This window comes from Nocardioides sp. InS609-2 (assembly GCF_023208195.1).
GTDB lineage: Bacteria > Actinomycetota > Actinomycetes > Propionibacteriales > Nocardioidaceae > Nocardioides.
This window is the reverse complement of record NZ_CP060034.1, coordinates 3,393,914-3,410,581: the sequence shown is the minus strand read 5'-3', so window position 1 is coordinate 3,410,581 and position 16,668 is coordinate 3,393,914. Positions and strand designations below refer to the sequence as shown.

The window sequence follows — 16,668 nt, the reverse complement described above, 5'->3', positions numbered from 1 at the left end:
GCTCACGCACCAGCTGCGTGGTCGCTGCCGACGACCTGCTCGGCGGCGTGCACCAGCACCGGCTCGAGCACGGCGAGGCCGTCCTTCACCCCGCCACGCGAGCCGGGCAGGTTCACCACGAGGCACTCCCCCGCGACACCGGCGAGGCCGCGCGACAGCATCGCCGTCGGCACCCCCGCCGCCTGCCCGTGCGCCCGGATCGCCTCAGCCATGCCGGGCACCTCGCGGTCGAGCAACGGCCGGGTGACCTCGGGCGTGCGGTCGGTGGGCGTGAGTCCGGTGCCGCCAGTGGTGAGTACGACGCGGGCGCCGCCTTCGATCGCGGCACGGATCGCGGCAGCCACCGGCTCACCGTCGGGCACGACCGCCGGGTCACCGCACGAGAAGCCGGCTGCCCGGAGGAAGTCGACGATCAGCGGCCCGGTCTCGTCGGCGTACACGCCGGCCGCGGCGCGGTTGGAGGCGACGATGACGGCAGCGGGCAGGCTCATCGCGACCAGTCTCCGGACTTCCCACCGGTCTTGGTCTCGACGCGCACGTCGGTGATGACCGCGCCCTTGTCGACGGCCTTGACCATGTCGATGACCGTGAGTGCGGAGACGGCGACGGCGGTGAGCGCCTCCATCTCCACGCCCGTCCGGTCAGTGGTCGAGACCGTGGCCACGATGTCGACCGACTCGTCGGTGACGACCAGGTCGACGCCGACCGACGACAGCGCCAGCGGGTGGCAGAGCGGGATCAGCGACGGGGTCTGCTTGGCGCCCATGATGCCGGCGAGCCGGGCCACCGCCAGGGTGTCGCCCTTGGGCACTCCGGCGCCGCGCAACAGCTCGATGACCGCGGCCGAGACGAGCACGCGTCCCGACGCCGAGGCCGTGCGGGCAGTGACGTGCTTGGCCGAAACGTCGACCATGTGAGCCGCGCCGGACTCGTCGATGTGGGTCAGCCGCTCAGCCATCAGAACTCCTCGTCGAGACGCAGGACCTGCACCATCTCACCGGCGGACATCGACGTGGTCTCCTCGGGTACGACGATCAGCGCGTTGCTCGCGGCCAGGTCACCGAGCAGGTGCGACCCGTGTCCGCCGACCGGGCTCACGAACGGGCCACCCCGATCGACGTCGTACGCCCCGCGAACGAACTGGCGGCGACCCGCCGGCGACGAGAACGGATGGGTGAGCCGGGCCCGGGTCGTCGGCCGCACGTAGGGGAGCTTGCCCATCATCCGGCGCAGTGCGGGCAGCACGAACGTCTCGAAGGAGATGTACGCCGACACGGGGTTGCCGGGCAGCGTGAAGATCGGCGTCCGGTCGTCGCCGATGACGCCGAAGCCCTGCGGCTTGCCGGGCTGCATGGCGACGCCGCCGAACCACACGGTGCCCAGCGACGACAGCGCCTCCTTGACGACGTCGAAGTCGCCCTCGCTGACCCCGCCGGAGGTCACCACCAGGTCGGCGCGCACCAGCTGGTCGGTGAGCGCATCGGTGAAGGTGCGCGGGTCGTCGGGCACGATGCCGACGCGGTAGGCGATCGCTCCCTCACGGCGCACGGCCGCGGCCAGCAGGTAGGAGTTTCCGTCGTAGATCGAGTCGTGGCCGAGCTGGGTGCCGGGCTCGCGCAGCTCGGAACCGGTGGAGATGACGACGACGCGGGGTCTCGGCCGCGAACGGACCGAGGACCGACCGACGGCGGCGAGCAGGCCGAGGTGACGCGGGCCGAGCACCGTGCCGTGCTCGACGAGTACGTCGCCCTCGGCGACATCCTCGCCGACCCGGCGGACGTGCTGCCCGAGCTTCGGCGCCTTGTTGATGACGACCCGGGCGACGCCTCGGTCGGTCCACTCGTAGGGCACCACGGTGTCGGCGCCGGCCGGCATGGGAGCGCCGGTCATGATCTTGACGGTCGTGCCGGGCGACATCGCCATCAGCTTGGCCTGGCCGGCGCCGATCTCGCCGACGACCGGCAGGTGCACCGGGCTCTCTGCGCTGGCCGTCGCGACATCCTGCAGGCACACGGCGTAGCCGTCCATGCCCGAGTTGTCGAAGCTCGGCAGCGAGATCCCCGCCACGACGTCCTCGGCAACCGCGAGGCCGAGCGCCTCCATCAACGGCTGCTGGAGGTCGGGCAGCGGCGAGACCGTGGACAGGATGCGCTCGAGGAACTCGGGGACCGGCGTGAGGTCAGCCATTGGGGTCACGTCGCGCCCTGTCGCAGCTGGGTGTCCGCGGCAATGCGCTGGGCAGACGTCGCATCGAGGCTGACGTCGCCGACCACCGTGACCCCGTGGCCGAACGTGAAGTCCCCGTCGACGGTGAACGACGAGGCCCGACGCAGCGACGGCGCGCCCTCGGGGAAGCGCTTGTCAAAGTCGCCGACCAGCTTGTAGAAGGCGCCGTCGAGCTCGACGTACGGCACGGCTTCGCTGGCCTGGTCGAGCACGAAGTCGCGGCCGATGTCGTAGATGTCGGAGCGCAGCACCAGCAGGTCGTTCGTCGTCTTCACCGGCACGAAGCGGTCGCGGCCGACCTCGATCGTGCGGGCGCCGTCGAAAACCTCGATCGCTGCGCCCATGGCGGTCTCGATCTGCACGACCTCGGGGGTGCGCGGGTCACCCGGGTCGAGGTGCTTCACGTTGCGGATCAGCGGCAGCCCGAGGATGCCGTCGCGCGCGTCGAGCGTCTCCTGCATGGCTTGAAGGTCGAACCACAGGTTGTTGGTCGACGTGTACTTGTGGCGGTCGAGGTCGGCCAACGCCTTCCGGTCACCCGGCGGGGTCTGTGCGCTCTCGCGGAGCACTACGCGACCGTCGCTGCGCCGCTTGGCGAAGTGACCGCCCTTGCGGTCCGAGGGAGTACGACGCACCGCCTCGATCGCGAACGGTGCACCCGACTGGGCGAACCACCCGGCCACCCGGGCGTCGGGCACCGCGCCGAGGTTGTCGGAGTTGGAGACGAAGACGTGCCGGTAGCCGGCATCGACGAGGCGACCGAGCAGGCCGGTGCCGCGCAGCGCGGTGTAAAGGTCGCCGTGCCCGGGCGGACACCACTCGAGGTCGGGATTCTTCGGGTAGCTCACCGGCAGCAGCCCGTCGAGCAGCAGCTTGGGCTCCTTGTTCTGCAGGAACTCCAGCGGCAGGTCGTCGACGGCGAGGCCGTCGTAGCGACTGAGGGCGGCCATCGTGTCGGCCGAGGTGCGGAAGCTGTTCATGAAGATCAGCGGCAGCGGCGCGTCGTACGCCTCACGCAGGTGCAGGACCTGCCGGGCGATGATGTCGAGGAACGACAACCCGCGGCGTACGCACAGCAACGACTTGGCGCGGTTCATGCCCATCGATGTGCCGAGTCCGCCGTTGAGCTTGATGACGACCGTCTTGCGGATCGCCTCTGCGGCGACCTCGTCGTCGACGTCGACGTCGGCGAGCGACTCCATGTCCAGCGGCTCGATCGACGACTCCGGGATCATCCCGGTCTCGCCGTGCTCGAGCAGCCGGTAGTAGTGCGCGAACGTGTCGATGGCGACCTTGTCGACGCCCTCGTCACGCATCTTCGTGCGCGCGACCTCCAGGCCAGTGCTACCCATGCACTCGATCGTAGGCTGAACAGATGAATGCGACACCCGGCCCCCCGTTGGCAGCCAAGGTGGCGCTCCGCGACCAGGTGCGCGCCTCCCGTCGGCGGCGCCCGTTGGCCGAGGCAGCCGAGGATGCGGCGGCGATCGCGGCGCACCTGCTGGCGGCTCCAGATGTACGCCGCGCGGCCACCGTCGCGGCGTACGTCGGCGTGGGCCCCGAACCCGGCACCGGCCTGCTCCTCGATGCGCTGACCGACGCGGGGAAGCGGGTGATCCTGCCGGTGGTCATGCCCGACCTCGACCTGGACTGGGCCGCCTACACCGGGTCCGCCGGCCTGGCCCCGGCCGGGCGCGGCCTCCTCGAGCCGGCGTCGGAGCGGCTCGGCCTCGACGCGATCGCGACCGCCGACGTGGTGCTCCTGCCGGGCCTCGCCGTCTCGTCCACGGGCATGCGGCTGGGCCGCGGCGGCGGGTGCTACGACTGGGTGCTGGCCCGGGTGCCGGTGGGCACGTTCACCTGCGTGGTCCTGTACGACGACGAGGTCGGTCGCGAGGTGCCGACCGAGCCGCACGACCGGCGGGTGGCTGCCGCGGTCTCGCCCGCGGGCATCGTGACCTTCTGAGCGACCTGCCCTACTTCCACTCCCACGAGGCGAGCACCGGGTCGACCAGCTCGGCCCGCTCCGCATCCGACTTACCAGCGAGCGTGAACCCCACCGTGTAGTTGAGGCCCCCGTAGTTGCCGCCGATCGAGATGGTCCAGTCACGTCGCGTGATCGAGTCACGACCGGACAGGTAGTAGAAGCGGGCGCCGGCCACATAGATGTCGGGCATCCGTTCGTAGCGAATGCGGCCCCTGGCCTGCCTGCGCACCTGCTTCACCTGCGTGTCGAGGTCGGTGAACGTCTCGGGGAACGCGACCACTCCCATGGTCTGCGGGTACACGTCGGTGACCGCGGCCACCAAGATGTCCTTTGTGTTGGTGGGGTCGGGCTCCCATCCTTCGGGCAGCCGCACGGTGGCCCCCCGCATCACCAGGGTCGGGCCGTCGGCCGGGAAAACTGTGGGTGTCGGTGTGGGTGTCGGTGTCGACGACGCCTGCGCCGAGGCGGCGGCCTCTGACGACGCAGAGGATGACGCCTGGGCCGACGAGCCCGGCTCGTTACCGGAGCCGCAACCCGCCAAACAACATGGAGGCCAACACGGCCGACACCAACCACGTACGCACAGCTTCCCCCTCGCCGAGATCCTGCGGGGAGCCTAGACCCTAGGGATCACGAGTTGGGGTGACACCTGGCCCGGCACCGGCCTGCTCCTCGACGCGCTGACCGACGCGGGCAAGCCGATGATCCTGCCGGTAGTCAGGCCCGACCTCGACCTCGACCGGGCCGTCTGTATCCGGTCCGCCGGCCTGCGGCTGGGCCGCGGCGGCGGGTGCTACGCCCGGGTGCTGGCCCGGGTGCCGGTGGGCACGTTCACCTGCGTGGTCCTGTACGACGACGAGGTCGGTCGCGAGGTGCCGAGCGAGCCGCATGACCGGCGGGTGGCTGCCGCCGTCTCGCCTGCGGGGGATCGTCCGCTTCCGAGCAGCCTGACTACTTCCACTCCCAGGACGCGAGCACGGAGTCGACGAGGGCCTCCCGCTCGGCCCGCGACTTGCCTTGGAGCGAGAAGCCGACCGTGTAGTTGAGGTCGCCGTAGGTCCCGCCGATTTCGATGTCCCACGTGTCCTTGAGCCGCTTGTCTCGTCCAACGAGGTAATAGACCTTGGAGCCGGCGAGGTAGGTGTCGGGCAGGCGCTCGTAGTCGATCTTCGCGTAGTTCTGGTCGAGGAGGGCCTTCACGTGCACGTCGGTCGTGACCCGCGGGCCCGGGAACGCCACCACGCCGAAGCCCTGGAGCCCGTCGTCGTCGGTAGCCGCCGCCGCGAGGATGTCCGGGGTGTTGGACGGGTCGAGGAACCATCCTTCGGGAGCCCGCACCGTGGCCTGCTTGAGCACCAGCTTCGGACCGGTCGCGGGGGCGACCGCAGGCTCCGCGGGAGTCGGTGAGCTGCTCACGCTCGCCGTTGGGGGCGACCCGCTCGATGCGCTGGGAGACGTCTCGCCCGGCCCGCTCGACGGTTCACCGGAGCCACAGCCCATGAGCAACGCGGCCAACGCAACGACCGTGACAGTCAACCTGCGCAACAACTTCCCCCTTGCCCGAGATCCTGGCGGCAGCCTAGACCAACCCGAATTCTCGAAATCGCGTGTTTGGAGGGGGAGGGACGCGGGAAGATGAAGGACATGCTGCCGATGGAAGACCGGGTCCTCCTCAACAACACCCTCGAGGGACTCCAGCTCGACGCCGACGTGATCGCCGACATCATGGGGATGCTCGACACCCGCGCCGAATCGCTCCAGGAGGCCCGTGGCCTCGCCCCCGTCCCGGCCGGGTGGTTCGGCGACTCGCACACCGGTGGCTACCGGCTGGCCACCAATGCCGGGATGGCCCGCGATGCCGCCGTCGAGGAGTTCGACAACCTGATCGCGGGTCTGCGCTCCTACGCACTGGAGATCAAGGCCATCCGCGACGACGTCGTCGGGACCGACGAGGCGATCAGCGACCACCTCGTGGCCGTGACGAACACGGCCGACTGCACCGCGGTGCCGACCATCGGCGCAGGTCAGTGCACCGTGCCGACCACGAACTCGGAGGGATGAGGCGATGACCACCAAGGGACCAGCCCGCCTCAAGTTCGAGGAGTACTACCTCGGAGCACGCGAGGAGACCCTCGCGACCAGCGCCACGGACTGGAAGCTCAAGGCCGAGACCCTGAGTCTGGTCGCGTCCGCGCTCCGGACCAACGCGCCCCTGGTGGAGGCGAACCTGGGCGGCAAGTCGAAGTCCGGTCCCGCCATCCGGGCTGCGTTCGAGAAGACCGCGAAGTCGATGACGGAGAAGTCCGGCCTCCTGAGCCAGGCCGGTCAGGCGCTCGAAGAGGTCTCCGGCACGATGGGCACCGGCCGAGGCGTGCTCGAGGGCATGGCCGACCTGCAGGAGCCGCCGCCGCACACGCCGCCCACCTACTCCCCCGGCATCCAGCCCACCGACGCCCAGATCAAGGCCGACGGCGAGTCGCGCGCTGCCTCCAACGCGCAGCACGAGCAGTTCGGCGACCAGTTCCAGGCACAGGAGGCGCAGGCCGCTGCCTGGACGAAGAAGCTCGACGAGGCCTACCTCGACGCCATCCCGCCGATGCAGGCGATCCACGGGCAGCCCGACCCCACCGAGCCGCCGCCACCACCGCCGCCCGGTCCCGGAGGCAACCAGTTCCCCCCGGCGCGTACGCCGTTCAACCCGACCGACACCCCGACCGACACCCCCGAGAAGCCGCCGCACCTGGGGCCCACCTGGGAGCCGCCGGTCATCAAGCACCCCGAGCCCCCCGAGCCTCCCGTCTGCTGGCCCCCCATGCCCCCGATCAACCACTCCCCGGTCATCGAGCCTCCGATCACCCATCCGCCGACAACGACCCACCCGCCGACGTACGTGCCCGGCCACCCCGGCGACGTCTCCACCGTCGGTGGTCAGACCCAGTCGAGCATCGGCGGCCTCTCGTCGACGACTGCTGGCACCCCGCACGGTTCGGTGAGCGGCACCTCGACCGGTTCCTCGAGTGCCGCCCTGGGCGGCCTCACGGCGGGTGCCGGCGGCGCGCTCGGTGGTGCCCTGCGCAGCGGGTCGCTTCGAGGCACCGGCTCCGCGGCCCAGGTGCGTCCCGTCGGGAGCACCAGTCGAAGCGGCAGCGCCGGGACGCTGGGCAAGTCCACGGCGGCCGGAGGCACCCGCGGCGCATCCGCGGGCGCAGGTGGCGCAGCCTCCCGCGGCGGCGCAAGTGGGCGCGGCGCGGCAGGTGGGCGCGGCTCAGCCGGCTCACGCGCCGGGGCCGCGGGAGCGGCGGGCTCCGGTCAGGGCAGGGGAAAGGGCAACAAGGACAAGACCGGCGAGCGGCCCGACGGCATGGAGTTCGAGCAGGACTGGATCGACGACGAGGGCGCAGAGTCCGGCCTGCTGCACTGACCCCGGTTGCTGTCAGTCGTCGGCGGACGCGGGGTTCAGCACCAGGGTGTCGTCCGCCGCCTCGTCCACGGCCTCACGCGTGAAGGACCACGGGAGCGTCTCGCCCTCGACGAAGAGGTCGGTCTGGTCGTCGTAGTGGTCGCTGGCCGGGTGCCCGGAGACCCCGGTCAGGTTGACCCAGCGTGAGTCGTCGAAGTCGGCCAGCGAGACGACCATCCGCATCGACGGGGAGCTGGTGACGGCGTACCCGTCGGTGGCGTCCCAGCTCGTCGCGTTGACGACGCTGGCGCCGCCCCCGATCTGGGCGCCGTCACGGTTGACCAGCCACTCGATCGGGCCGATGTCGCTCTCCCCCAGCGTCGCGTTGTGCAGGTTGAGCCGGTGGAGATGTCCCCAGCTCCAGTCGTCGGGGTTGCGCGCCTGCCGCGCCGTCATCTCGTCGCGACCCGCGATCATCGCCGCACGCAGGATGTCGTCACGCGTCTCCACCTCGTCGTCGGTGGTGCGGTCGTCCCACCACGGTCCGGCGGGCGCGGTGAGCAGTCCCTCCATCACCCCGAACCAGCGGTCGCCGCCGCTGGGCCAGACGCGCTCGCGCAGCTCGTCTTGGAAGGTCAGCCGCAGCAGGTTGCTCCAGACCACGTTGAAGTACGCCGCGGCGCCGCTGTCGACTCGGTCCTGGAAGTCCCACCCCCGCAGCAGGTTCTGGCCCCGGCGGTAGTAGCCGCGCGGCAGCTCGACGTCGAGGAGGTACGGCACCAGCGTCGGCGCGAGCGGGTTCTGCTCGTCGAGCTGGATCTGGGCCATCTCGGCCACCGACAGGTCTCCCTCGGACTCGATCAGGTCGCGGATCCGCTGCGACCGGTAGCCCCGGTCCCAGTCGGTCGTGAGGTAGTAGGGATAGTCCGGCCCGACCACGGCCTGGTTGGCCGTCGCCACGAAGCCCTCGTCGGGGTCGAGCACACTCGGCAGCGCGGTGAACGGCACGAAGTCGCCGGTCCAGTCGTTCTCGGGCTGCCATCCAGCCGCGGGCTGCCGGCCGTCGTTGCCCGACTTGCGAATGGGCACGCGACCCGGCGCCTGGTAGCCGATGTGACCCTCGCGGTCGGCATACACCATGTTCTGCGCGGGTACGTCGAACTTGCTCGCGGCCTCCCGGAACGACGGCCAGTCGCTGGCCCGGTTGAGTCCGAGGATCGCGTCAGCGGTGGGGCTGGGCTGGAGGGCGGTCCACTGGAGCGCGACGGCGTAGCCGTTGCCTCGGTCGGCGGTGGCCTCCGGGTCGTCGGGATCGGGCGGGGCGTTGGCGCCGACGCTGCTGATCTCGCTCGACACGTCGGAGAGCAGCGGCCCGTGGTCGGTCGACCGCACATGGAACGTGAAGTCGTCACCGCCATGCACCTTGATGGTCTCGGTGCGCTCCTCGAGCGGCAGCCAGTCGCCGTCGTACTTCCACTCGGTGCCGCGCACCTGCTCGAGATAGAGGTCGGACACGTCGGGCCCGAGGTTGGTGAAGCCCCAGGCGATGTCGGCGTTGTGGCCGATGATCACGCCGGGCACTCCGGAGAACGTGAACCCCGAGACGTCGAGCGAGCAGTCATCGTCGATGGTGCGGCAGTGCATGCCCATCTGCATCCAGATGCCCGGCTGGCTGATGCCCAGGTGCGGGTCGTTGGCCAGCAACGGCATGCCGGTGGCGGAGTGCTCGCCGTCGACGACCCAGCTGTTGGAGCCGATGCCGTCGCCCTTGCCGATCAGCGCGGGCAGCTTCGCGATGCGGTCGCTGAGGCGTTCGAGCTCGTCGACGGCAGCCGCGGGGTACGCCGGCCGCTGGGGCTTGCGGGTCGCGTTGCGGGTCGCGTCCTGCTCGTAGACACCGTCGACCACCGCGCCCTGCGTGACGATCGGGCGGTGCGCCCGGTCGTCGTACGCCGGGTAGAGCTGGTCGACCTCGGCGGCGTCGTGGTCGAGGCCGGCGATGACGCGGTCCATCTCCTCCTGCATGTTGCCGCGCAGGTCCCAGGCCATCGCCTTCAGCCAGGCCAGCGAGTCGACCGATGTCCAGGGCTCCGGGGTGTAGTCGAGGCCGCCGACGCGCAGGAGCGTGTACTCGACCGCGATGTCGGACGGCTCGTGCTGGGCGAGGAAGGCGTTGACACCCTCGGCGTACTGCTCGAGCGCCTCACGGGTCTCGGGCTCCAGTAGCGCGACCTCACGCTCGGCGACCGCGCGCCAGCCCATCGTGCGGATGAACTTGTCGGTCTCGAGCCCGGTCTCGCCGAACATCTCCGAGAGCCGGCCGGCCGTGATGTGGCGTCGTACGTCCATCTCGAAGAACCGCTCCTGTGCGTGCACGAAGCCCTGCGCGCGCATCAGGTCGTCGTCGGAGTCGGCGTAGATCTGCGGGATGCCCATGTCGTCGCGGATGACCTCGACCCGGGCGCTCAGGCCGGGGACGTCGATCTCGCCGTCGGTCTGGGGCAGCGGCTTGCAGTAGAAGACCCAGCCGACGACGAGAGCAGCGATCAGCACCAGGACCAGGCCGGTGGCGACATACACGCTCCAGCGCGCCGGCCGGGGCCAGCCGCGGAAGATTCGCCACCACGAGAGGGGGGTTGCCGGGTTCGGGGGCGGGGAGGCCGCGTGCTCGCTCATCGCCCGACATTGTGCCCGGTGATCGGGCCAGTTCTGGTCACGTACGATGGACCGCCGTGCCGACCTATCAGTATGCCTGCACCGCTTGCGGGCACGCGTTCGAACAGATCCAGAGCTTCAGCGACGACGCGCTGACCCATTGCCCGGAGTGCGACGGGCGCCTGCGCAAGGTGTTCAACGCCGTCGGTGTGGTCTTCAAGGGGTCGGGCTTCTACCGCAACGACAGCCGCACGGCAGACTCGAGCTCGGCACCCGCTTCGACCGCGGCATCGAGCTCGGGCTCGTCCGACTCCAAGAAGCCGGACAGCAAGCCGGCATCGACGTCATCGACCTCCTCGTCGAGCTCATCGTCGTCCGCGAGCTCGTCGTCCTCGTCAGGCTCTTCGTCCTCTGACTGAGGCCTGTGGATGACCGACGCCGGGCGATCGCGATTCCGCCTAGCGTCGGGGCATGGCTGCCACCTTCACCGACCTTCGTGACCGCGGGGGCGTCCGGGCCCGCCGGTTGCGCCGCCTGTACCGACGACGGGTGCTCGCCCACCGCCGGCTGCTCGCCTTCGGCTGTGCCGCAGCCGCAGTGCTGGTCGGCCTCCAGGCCGCCCGGCCGCCCGCGCCGCCGAGTGACGTCGTACTCGTCGCCGCCCGCGACCTGCCCTCCGGCACGGTGCTGGGCGCCGCTGACCTGACCGAGGTGAAGTACGCCGCGGGCACGGCCCCAGCCTCGCTCGACCCGCGACCGCTGGGCCGCACGCTCGCCGCGCCACTGCGTCGGGGAGAACCCGTCACCGACCTTCGGCTCGTCTCCCCGGCGCTGACCGAGGGCTACCCCGGCCTGGTCGCCTACCCGGTGCGCATCCCCGACCCAGGGGTGGTGGCCCTGCTGCGCGTGGGTGACCGGATCGACGTGATGGGGAGCGACCCGGAGACGGGTGGTGCGGAGGTCGTCCTCACCGACGCACCGGTGCTGGCGCTCCCGAGCGGCCAGGAGGCGACCGCGACCGAGGGGCTCCCGGGGCGCCTGGTGGTGCTGGGAGTGCCCGAGAGCCGCGTCACAGGTGTCGGCGCGGCGGCGGTGACACAGTTCCTGACCGTGGTCCTGAGCCGCTAGCGTGAAATCATGAGTGGATTCAAGAACTTCATCCTTCGAGGCAATCTTGTCGACCTCGCGGTGGCCGTCATCATCGGTGTCGCCTTCGGCGCCGTCGTCAAGACGTTCACCGCGTGGCTCACGGGGCTGATGCCCAACAGTGCCTCGGAGTACTTCAGCACGGAGGCCCAGTCCTTCGGAGCCTTCCTCAACGCGGTGATCTCGTTCGTGCTGCTGGCCGCGGTCGTCTACTTCTTCGTGGTCACGCCGTACGTCAAGGCCAAGGAGAGGTTCTTCCCGAGCGAGCCATCTGGCACGCCGGCCGACATCGCGCTCCTCGAGGAGATCCGCGACCTTCTGAAGAGCAGCCGCGCCGTCTGACGGCAGACATCACGAATGGCCCGTCCCTGCGGGGGCGGGCCGTTTCGCATGTCTGAGCAGGGTCGGTCTCAGCCGTGGTGGGGAGGCACTTGTGCGCGGAGCCAGGCATCCGACCCGACCTCGCTGGCTGCTTCGTCCGGGTCACGCTCGTCGTTCGTGGTGTCCGGGAGCACGTCGCCGAACACGGCGGCCAGCCGCTTGCGGCGTACCCACTCGGGCTCGGGAGCGTCGGGCCTGCTCATGAGCCGAGTGTCATGCGCAGAGCCCGTTGGCGGCGGCGTCCTCGGCGGCCTGCTCGGTCTCTTCGGCCGTGGGCGACTGGGGCGCGCTCGGCGAGGTCGTCTCGGAGGGCGACTCCGTCGACGACGGCGACTCCGTGTCCGAGGGCGACTCGCCCTGGCCGGGAGCATTGGCCGCATCGATGGCACCTGAAGTGAGGCGCTTGCTCAGCGGCTCGTCGTTGCGGAGCTTGCGCCACAACGAGTCGGCCTCGGGCAACCAGACGACGCGACCGGAGAACTCCTCGCGCTGGTCGTAGGCGAAGGGCACGGTCAGGAACTGGATGTTGTCGAGACCGATGCTCTGGAACTGGACACCCAGTCCACCGATCTTGCTGAGGTTCTTCAGGCCGGGATCGACGGTCAGCGACCTGGTGACCGCGCGCAGGAACCCGATCAACCGGTCGGGCCGAGTCAGGGTGCCGCCGGAGATGACCTTCTTGGCCATCGCGGCGATGAACGTCTGCTGACGCGAGATGCGGCTGATGTCCGAGCCGTCGCCTACGTCGTAGCGGACGCGCACGTAGCTGAGCGCCTCGGCGCCCTTGATGTCGCGCTTGCCCCTTGGGATTGAGATGTTGTGCTCGGGATCCTCGATGTCCTCGGGGATGCAGACCGGGACGCCGTCGATGGCGTCGACCATGTCACGGAAGCCGTTGAAGTCGAGCACGACGTAGTGATCGATGGCGATGTCGGTGAGTTCCTGGAACTGCTCGATCGTGCAGGCCTGCTCGCCCAGGCTGTAGGCGGCGTTCCACATCTGGTCGGTGCCACCCTCGATCTCGTTGTCCTTGCCGCAGTCGGGGCGGGTGACTAGCGAGTCGCGCGGGATACTGACGCCGTAGGCCCGGGTGCGGTCGGCGGAGAGGTGGAACAAGATGGTGGTGTCGGAGCCCGCCGCGCCGCTCTCGCCGTCGATCTGGTTACCCTCGCCCTCGCGGGTGTCGGAGCCCATGACCAGGACGTTGATCGGCTGCTTGGGTCCTTCGACCTTGACCTTGTCAGGACTGTTGTCGACCTCGCCCATGACGTCGACGACGTTGAGGTTGCCGTTGAGGCTGCGGTAGAGGAACACCACCGCGAGACCGGTGACCAGGGCCAGGACCACAAGCGAGCTGAGTAGGACGTACCCGACGGTGTGCTTCTTCTTGACACGGCCCCGTCTCTTGGGCGCAGCCGGGCGCTCCGATGACTCGTCGGTCTCTGTTTCGGACACGCTCGTGCACCTCGGGCTGCTGACGGGCCGGGGAAGACCGGCGGGGCTGAACTGGGTCGAACCTACGCGACCTGCGCAAATAGTGTGCTCGCCCCGCCGCCGTACCACCAACTCCGCTGCGTTACCGGCTGGTCGGCGGGACGTGCCGTCGAGTGCCCCAGGCAGGAGTCGAACCTGCGACCTTTCGCTTAGGAGGCGGCTGCTCTATCCACTGAGCTACTGGGGCGGGGCCGTCTCGGGACGGACGGCCGGGGCACATCTTGCCACGCAGCGTGTGCGCTCAGGCGACGACCTCGAACGTGATGCCCTCGGCCTGGAGCCGGTCGATCAGCGCCTGGCCCATGGCCTGGGCGGTGGTGACCTGGCCGGCGGTGGGCGGCAGGTCGTCGAAGGCGAGGCAGAGCGCGCTCTGGGCCAGCATCTTCGCGGTCTCCGTGTAGCCGGGGTCGCCGCCGGAGACCAAGGTGTGCACGGTCTGCCCACCGGCCTCGCCGACGAAGTGCACGGTGAACCACGACGCGTCGCGGCGGGCCTGATCGGGACCCTCACCCTGCGGCACCCGCTTGAGCAGCAGGTTCCTGACCGGCTTCACCTGGGCGGCGAGGCCCAGAGCGGTCACGCCGAGAGCGGCACCCCCGGCGTACCGAAGGGTGCGGGTGCCGGCGAAGTGTGAATAGCGGAACTTCGGTCCGTACACCGGCAGGGCAGCGCCGCTGCGGGCCACCACGATCGGGTCGATGGTCGGGAGCGGAAGCAGCCAGTAGCCGAGCACCGGGTCACGCTGCGGCTTCGCGCCGGCGGGCTTCGACGACCGGCCCTCGGGGCGGGGCTCGGCGGAGCGGCGGGCGCCACTGGCCTCCTTCATCTGCTTGGCCCGGGAGAAGGCGTTCATCGCCGAGTGGAAGGTGCCGCCGGAGAACATGCCCTTGGCGCGGACCACGCCGCGCAGGTTGATCGGCTGGTCGTCGGGCAGGTGCCTGACGGTGAACAGCGCGCCGAGGTCGTGCGGGATCGAGTCGAAGCCGCACGCGTGCACGATGCGGGCGCCGGACTCGACGGCCGTCGCGTGGTGGGCGGTCCACATCCGGTCGACGAACTCGGGCTCGCCGGTGAGGTCGACGTAGTCGGTGCCGGCAGCGGCACACGCGGCGACCAGCGGCTCGCCGTACTCGAGATAGGGGCCGACGGTGGTGATGACGACCTTGGCGCGCTCGGCGACCGCGGTGAGGGAGTCGGCGTCGTTGACTTCGGCGTGCAGGAGCGGCAGCTCCTCCCAGCGCTCGTCGAGGGAGGCCACGCGGTCGCGCACCCGCTGGAGCTTGTCGGGGTTGCGGCCGGCCAGCGCCCAGCGCAGCCCGGCGGGCGCGTGCGTGGCCAGGTAGTCAGCGGTCAGGCCGCCGGTGAAGCCGGTCGCTCCGAAGAGCACGATGTCGAACTCGCGGGCTGCAGCCATAGCGTCATCGTCGCAGTCGCGGAACCGTCACAACACCCCGCCCGTCCCAGTGCACATGCGAACAGTCCAGGCGCGACGACGGGTGATCACGGCAGTGGCGGGGGCAGCGGCGCTCGTCACGGCCTTCGGTGCGGGGGTGCTCGTCGCCGCCGACGGGACGGACGTGGCGACGCCGCCGCGCGCGCACACCACCCCCCTCCAGCTCGTGAACGCCGACCTCACCACGGGCGCGTCGTGCGACGACCTGCTCGACTCCTACATCCAGCGCGCCATCGACCTGGTTGGGCCGTGGGGCTGGGGCATGGGCGGCGATGTCATGTACGCCACCGGTGACGCCGAGCTGTCCACCGGCAAGGTCGAAGCCGCGTCACCGCCCACGACCCGGGTGACCAACAGCGAGACCGGCACCAACGTGCAGGAGGCCGGCGTCGACGAGCCCGACGTCGTGAAGACCGACGGCGAGCACGTCTACCGGATCGACGACGACGAGCTCACGACGTACGACGCGACGGGCGACGAGGTGACCGAGCTCGCCAGCCTCGACCTCGACGGCATCGCCGACGCCGAGATCCTGCTCGTCGGCGACCAGGTGGTCGCGTTCGGCGCCAGCCTGCCGCGCCGCGAGGGCGACACCCGGATGGTCGTCCTCGATGTCAGCGATCCGGCCGCCCCGATGGTGACGGGCGCCTGGGCGTACGACGCCACGCTGGTCACGACGCGGCAGAACGGCGACGTGCTGCGGCTGGTGCTGAGCAACGGGTTGCCGGAGCTCGACTTCGTGACGCCCGACGGTGACCTGGGTGAGCAGAGCGCGCAGCGGAAGAACGAGGAGCTCGTGCGCGCCAGCACCCTCGACGACTGGCTGCCGCACGCGGTGGAGGTGACCGACGACGACACTGTCGACCCGGCCAGCGGCGAGCTGGTCGCCGACTGCGGCGAGGTCGCCGTGCCGTCCGACGACGAAGCCGCGCTCGGCACCATGACCGTGGTCGGGCTCGACCCCTCACAGTCGGCCGACCGCACCGTCGCGTCGGTCGCGACGGAAGCGCAGACGACGTACTTCTCGACGGACCGGATGTACCTCGCGACCAGCGCCGGCTGGGGCTGGTGCTGCCAGTCCACGGACCTGCGGATCTTCCCTCCGGAGGGACAGCTGCCGGACGGAACGACGCAGCTCTACGCGTTCGCCCTCGACGGCGCCGCCACCGAGTACGTCGCTTCCGGCGAGGTCGACGGCATGATCCGGGACCGCTGGGCGATGGACTCCGCCGACGGGGTGCTGCGGCTGGCCCTCGGCGCGACACAGGCGACCGGCAACTTCAACTCGATCGTGACCCTGCGCGAGGACGACGGCGAGCTCGACGAGGTCGGCCGGCTGGACGGGCTCGGCCCCAACGAGGACATCAAGTCGGTGCGGTGGTTCGACGAGCTCGCGATCCTGGTGACGTTCCGCCAGGTCGACCCGCTGTACGCCGTCGACCTCACCGACGTCGAGGAGCCGGCCTCGCTCGGGGTGCTGAAGATCCCCGGCTACAGCGAGTATCTTCACCCGCTCGGCTCCGACCGGATGATCGGCATCGGCCAGGCCGGCGACCTGAGCGGCAGCATCACCGGCGCCCAGGCGGCCCTCTTCGACGTCACCGACCTGACCGACCCGCGCCGCCTCGACACGGTGGAGTACCCGCGCTACTCGCAGGCCGGTGCCGCCATCGACCCGCGCCAGTTCACCTGGCTGCCCGACCAGCGCATGGCGCTGACCGTCGTGTCGAAGGGCTGGCAGGGGCGCACCGGGTGGGTGTCCGTGCTTCGGCTCGCTGACGGCCGGATGGACGACGAGCTCGTGCCGGTGGAGTACGGCGAGGAGATCGAACAGGTCCGGCTGGTGCCACTGCCGTCGGGAAAGGTCGTGCTGGTCACCGGCGACGGGGTCTCGTTCCTGGACCTGTGAGGCATTTCCTGGCGTAT

Annotated in this window: 19 protein-coding genes and 1 tRNA gene; 8 read left to right on the top strand and 12 right to left on the bottom strand. The window is 70.4% G+C overall.

What is annotated here, in order from left to right; genetic code table 11:
- Positions 1 to 2: 2 nt before the first annotated feature.
- The 4 genes from H4Q84_RS17640 to H4Q84_RS17625 are packed head-to-tail and all read right to left on the bottom strand — an operon-like array spanning position 3 to position 3,578.
- Positions 3 to 491, bottom strand: coding sequence for a MogA/MoaB family molybdenum cofactor biosynthesis protein (locus H4Q84_RS17640; protein ID WP_248580381.1), 489 nt, complete (start codon positions 489 to 491; stop codon positions 3 to 5).
- Positions 488 to 958 (bottom strand): cyclic pyranopterin monophosphate synthase MoaC, encoded by a 471-nt coding sequence (moaC, locus tag H4Q84_RS17635; protein ID WP_248580380.1) that lies wholly within the window; start codon positions 956 to 958, stop codon positions 488 to 490. Before moaC ends, H4Q84_RS17640 begins: the two co-directional genes overlap by 4 nt.
- Positions 958 to 2,187 carry a gephyrin-like molybdotransferase Glp gene (gene glp, locus H4Q84_RS17630; RefSeq protein ID WP_248580379.1) on the bottom strand — a complete coding sequence of 410 codons (1,230 nt, stop codon included), beginning with the start codon at positions 2,185 to 2,187 and terminating at the stop codon, positions 958 to 960. The genes moaC and glp overlap by 1 nt, the downstream gene beginning before the upstream one ends.
- 5 nt (positions 2,188 to 2,192) lie before the next feature.
- Positions 2,193 to 3,578: a UTP--glucose-1-phosphate uridylyltransferase gene (locus H4Q84_RS17625; protein ID WP_248580378.1), complete on the bottom strand. Its 1,386-nt coding sequence runs from the start codon at positions 3,576 to 3,578 to the stop codon at positions 2,193 to 2,195.
- 23 nt (positions 3,579 to 3,601) lie between these two features.
- Here H4Q84_RS17625 and H4Q84_RS17620 point away from each other — a divergent pair, with 23 nt between their 5' ends.
- The gene (locus H4Q84_RS17620; protein WP_248580377.1) at positions 3,602 to 4,192 is read left to right on the top strand and encodes a 5-formyltetrahydrofolate cyclo-ligase; all 591 of its coding nucleotides are present in this window, start codon (positions 3,602 to 3,604) and stop codon (positions 4,190 to 4,192) included.
- A gap of 10 nt (positions 4,193 to 4,202) precedes the next feature.
- Here H4Q84_RS17620 and H4Q84_RS17615 read toward each other — a convergent pair whose 3' ends face one another.
- Complete coding sequence (locus H4Q84_RS17615; RefSeq protein WP_248580376.1) at positions 4,203 to 4,601, bottom strand: hypothetical protein; 399 nt, start codon at positions 4,599 to 4,601, stop codon at positions 4,203 to 4,205.
- A gap of 235 nt (positions 4,602 to 4,836) precedes the next feature.
- Positions 4,837 to 5,103 carry a hypothetical protein gene (locus H4Q84_RS17610; RefSeq protein WP_248583721.1) on the bottom strand — a complete coding sequence of 89 codons (267 nt, stop codon included), beginning with the start codon at positions 5,101 to 5,103 and terminating at the stop codon, positions 4,837 to 4,839.
- Here H4Q84_RS17610 and H4Q84_RS17605 point away from each other — a divergent pair.
- Positions 5,017 to 5,259 (top strand): hypothetical protein, encoded by a 243-nt coding sequence (locus tag H4Q84_RS17605; protein WP_248583679.1) that lies wholly within the window; start codon positions 5,017 to 5,019, stop codon positions 5,257 to 5,259. The genes H4Q84_RS17610 and H4Q84_RS17605 overlap by 87 nt on opposite strands.
- Here the strand turns inward: H4Q84_RS17605 and H4Q84_RS17600 are convergent.
- Positions 5,165 to 5,629 carry a hypothetical protein gene (locus H4Q84_RS17600; RefSeq protein WP_248580375.1) on the bottom strand — a complete coding sequence of 155 codons (465 nt, stop codon included), beginning with the start codon at positions 5,627 to 5,629 and terminating at the stop codon, positions 5,165 to 5,167. The genes H4Q84_RS17605 and H4Q84_RS17600 overlap by 95 nt on opposite strands.
- A gap of 219 nt (positions 5,630 to 5,848) precedes the next feature.
- Here H4Q84_RS17600 and H4Q84_RS17595 point away from each other — a divergent pair, with 219 nt between their 5' ends.
- Positions 5,849 to 6,274 (top strand): hypothetical protein, encoded by a 426-nt coding sequence (locus tag H4Q84_RS17595; protein ID WP_248580374.1) that lies wholly within the window; start codon positions 5,849 to 5,851, stop codon positions 6,272 to 6,274.
- Positions 6,275 to 6,278: 4 nt separating this feature from the next.
- Positions 6,279 to 7,634 (top strand): hypothetical protein, encoded by a 1,356-nt coding sequence (locus H4Q84_RS17590; RefSeq protein WP_248583720.1) that lies wholly within the window; start codon positions 6,279 to 6,281, stop codon positions 7,632 to 7,634.
- Positions 7,635 to 7,646: 12 nt separating this feature from the next.
- Here the strand turns inward: H4Q84_RS17590 and H4Q84_RS17585 are convergent, their stop codons facing one another.
- A complete protein-coding gene (locus H4Q84_RS17585; RefSeq protein WP_248580373.1) occupies positions 7,647 to 10,289 on the bottom strand; it encodes a penicillin acylase family protein in 2,643 nt (880 codons plus the stop codon).
- Positions 10,290 to 10,345: 56 nt separating this feature from the next.
- On the opposite strand from H4Q84_RS17585, the gene H4Q84_RS17580 reads away from it, so the two are divergent.
- The 3 genes from H4Q84_RS17580 to H4Q84_RS17570 are packed head-to-tail and all read left to right on the top strand — an operon-like array spanning position 10,346 to position 11,756.
- On the top strand, positions 10,346 to 10,687 hold the full coding sequence (locus H4Q84_RS17580) for an FmdB family zinc ribbon protein (RefSeq protein WP_248580372.1): 342 nt from the start codon (positions 10,346 to 10,348) through the stop codon (positions 10,685 to 10,687).
- 52 nt (positions 10,688 to 10,739) lie between these two features.
- Complete coding sequence (locus H4Q84_RS17575; RefSeq protein ID WP_248580371.1) at positions 10,740 to 11,396, top strand: SAF domain-containing protein; 657 nt, start codon at positions 10,740 to 10,742, stop codon at positions 11,394 to 11,396.
- Positions 11,397 to 11,405: 9 nt separating this feature from the next.
- The gene (locus H4Q84_RS17570) at positions 11,406 to 11,756 is read left to right on the top strand and encodes an MscL family protein (protein WP_248580370.1); all 351 of its coding nucleotides are present in this window, start codon (positions 11,406 to 11,408) and stop codon (positions 11,754 to 11,756) included.
- A gap of 68 nt (positions 11,757 to 11,824) precedes the next feature.
- Here the strand turns inward: H4Q84_RS17570 and H4Q84_RS17565 are convergent, their stop codons facing one another.
- The 4 genes from H4Q84_RS17565 to H4Q84_RS17550 all read right to left on the bottom strand — a co-directional run bounded on the left by H4Q84_RS17565 (position 11,825) and on the right by H4Q84_RS17550 (position 14,703).
- On the bottom strand, positions 11,825 to 11,998 hold the full coding sequence (locus H4Q84_RS17565; RefSeq protein ID WP_248580369.1) for a hypothetical protein: 174 nt from the start codon (positions 11,996 to 11,998) through the stop codon (positions 11,825 to 11,827).
- Positions 11,999 to 12,008: 10 nt separating this feature from the next.
- Entirely contained in the window at positions 12,009 to 13,250 is a 1,242-nt protein-coding gene (locus H4Q84_RS17560; RefSeq protein WP_248580368.1) for an LCP family protein, read from the bottom strand.
- A 153-nt stretch (positions 13,251 to 13,403) separates the two neighbouring features.
- Positions 13,404 to 13,476, bottom strand: a tRNA-Arg gene (locus H4Q84_RS17555).
- 54 nt (positions 13,477 to 13,530) lie between these two features.
- Positions 13,531 to 14,703: a saccharopine dehydrogenase NADP-binding domain-containing protein gene (locus H4Q84_RS17550; protein WP_248580367.1), complete on the bottom strand. Its 1,173-nt coding sequence runs from the start codon at positions 14,701 to 14,703 to the stop codon at positions 13,531 to 13,533.
- 55 nt (positions 14,704 to 14,758) lie between these two features.
- On the opposite strand from H4Q84_RS17550, the gene H4Q84_RS17545 reads away from it, so the two are divergent.
- Positions 14,759 to 16,651 (top strand): beta-propeller domain-containing protein, encoded by a 1,893-nt coding sequence (locus H4Q84_RS17545; protein ID WP_248580366.1) that lies wholly within the window; start codon positions 14,759 to 14,761, stop codon positions 16,649 to 16,651.
- The last annotated feature ends 17 nt before the right edge of the window (positions 16,652 to 16,668 follow it).

Coding starts and splice junctions, on each gene's coding strand:
- H4Q84_RS17640 (WP_248580381.1), bottom strand. CDS start 491: ATGAGCCTGCCCGCTGCCGTCATCGTCGCCTCCAACCGCGCCGCGGCC.
- moaC (WP_248580380.1), bottom strand. CDS start 958: ATGGCTGAGCGGCTGACCCACATCGACGAGTCCGGCGCGGCTCACATG.
- glp (WP_248580379.1), bottom strand. CDS start 2,187: ATGGCTGACCTCACGCCGGTCCCCGAGTTCCTCGAGCGCATCCTGTCC.
- H4Q84_RS17625 (WP_248580378.1), bottom strand. CDS start 3,578: ATGGGTAGCACTGGCCTGGAGGTCGCGCGCACGAAGATGCGTGACGAG.
- H4Q84_RS17620 (WP_248580377.1), top strand. CDS start 3,602: ATGAATGCGACACCCGGCCCCCCGTTGGCAGCCAAGGTGGCGCTCCGC.
- H4Q84_RS17615 (WP_248580376.1), bottom strand. CDS start 4,601: ATGCGGGGGGCCACCGTGCGGCTGCCCGAAGGATGGGAGCCCGACCCC.
- H4Q84_RS17610 (WP_248583721.1), bottom strand. CDS start 5,103: ATGCGGCTCGCTCGGCACCTCGCGACCGACCTCGTCGTCGTACAGGAC.
- H4Q84_RS17595 (WP_248580374.1), top strand. CDS start 5,849: ATGAAGGACATGCTGCCGATGGAAGACCGGGTCCTCCTCAACAACACC.
- H4Q84_RS17590 (WP_248583720.1), top strand. CDS start 6,279: ATGACCACCAAGGGACCAGCCCGCCTCAAGTTCGAGGAGTACTACCTC.
- H4Q84_RS17585 (WP_248580373.1), bottom strand. CDS start 10,289: ATGAGCGAGCACGCGGCCTCCCCGCCCCCGAACCCGGCAACCCCCCTC.
- H4Q84_RS17575 (WP_248580371.1), top strand. CDS start 10,740: ATGGCTGCCACCTTCACCGACCTTCGTGACCGCGGGGGCGTCCGGGCC.
- H4Q84_RS17570 (WP_248580370.1), top strand. CDS start 11,406: ATGAGTGGATTCAAGAACTTCATCCTTCGAGGCAATCTTGTCGACCTC.
- H4Q84_RS17565 (WP_248580369.1), bottom strand. CDS start 11,998: ATGAGCAGGCCCGACGCTCCCGAGCCCGAGTGGGTACGCCGCAAGCGG.
- H4Q84_RS17550 (WP_248580367.1), bottom strand. CDS start 14,703: ATGGCTGCAGCCCGCGAGTTCGACATCGTGCTCTTCGGAGCGACCGGC.
- H4Q84_RS17545 (WP_248580366.1), top strand. CDS start 14,759: ATGCGAACAGTCCAGGCGCGACGACGGGTGATCACGGCAGTGGCGGGG.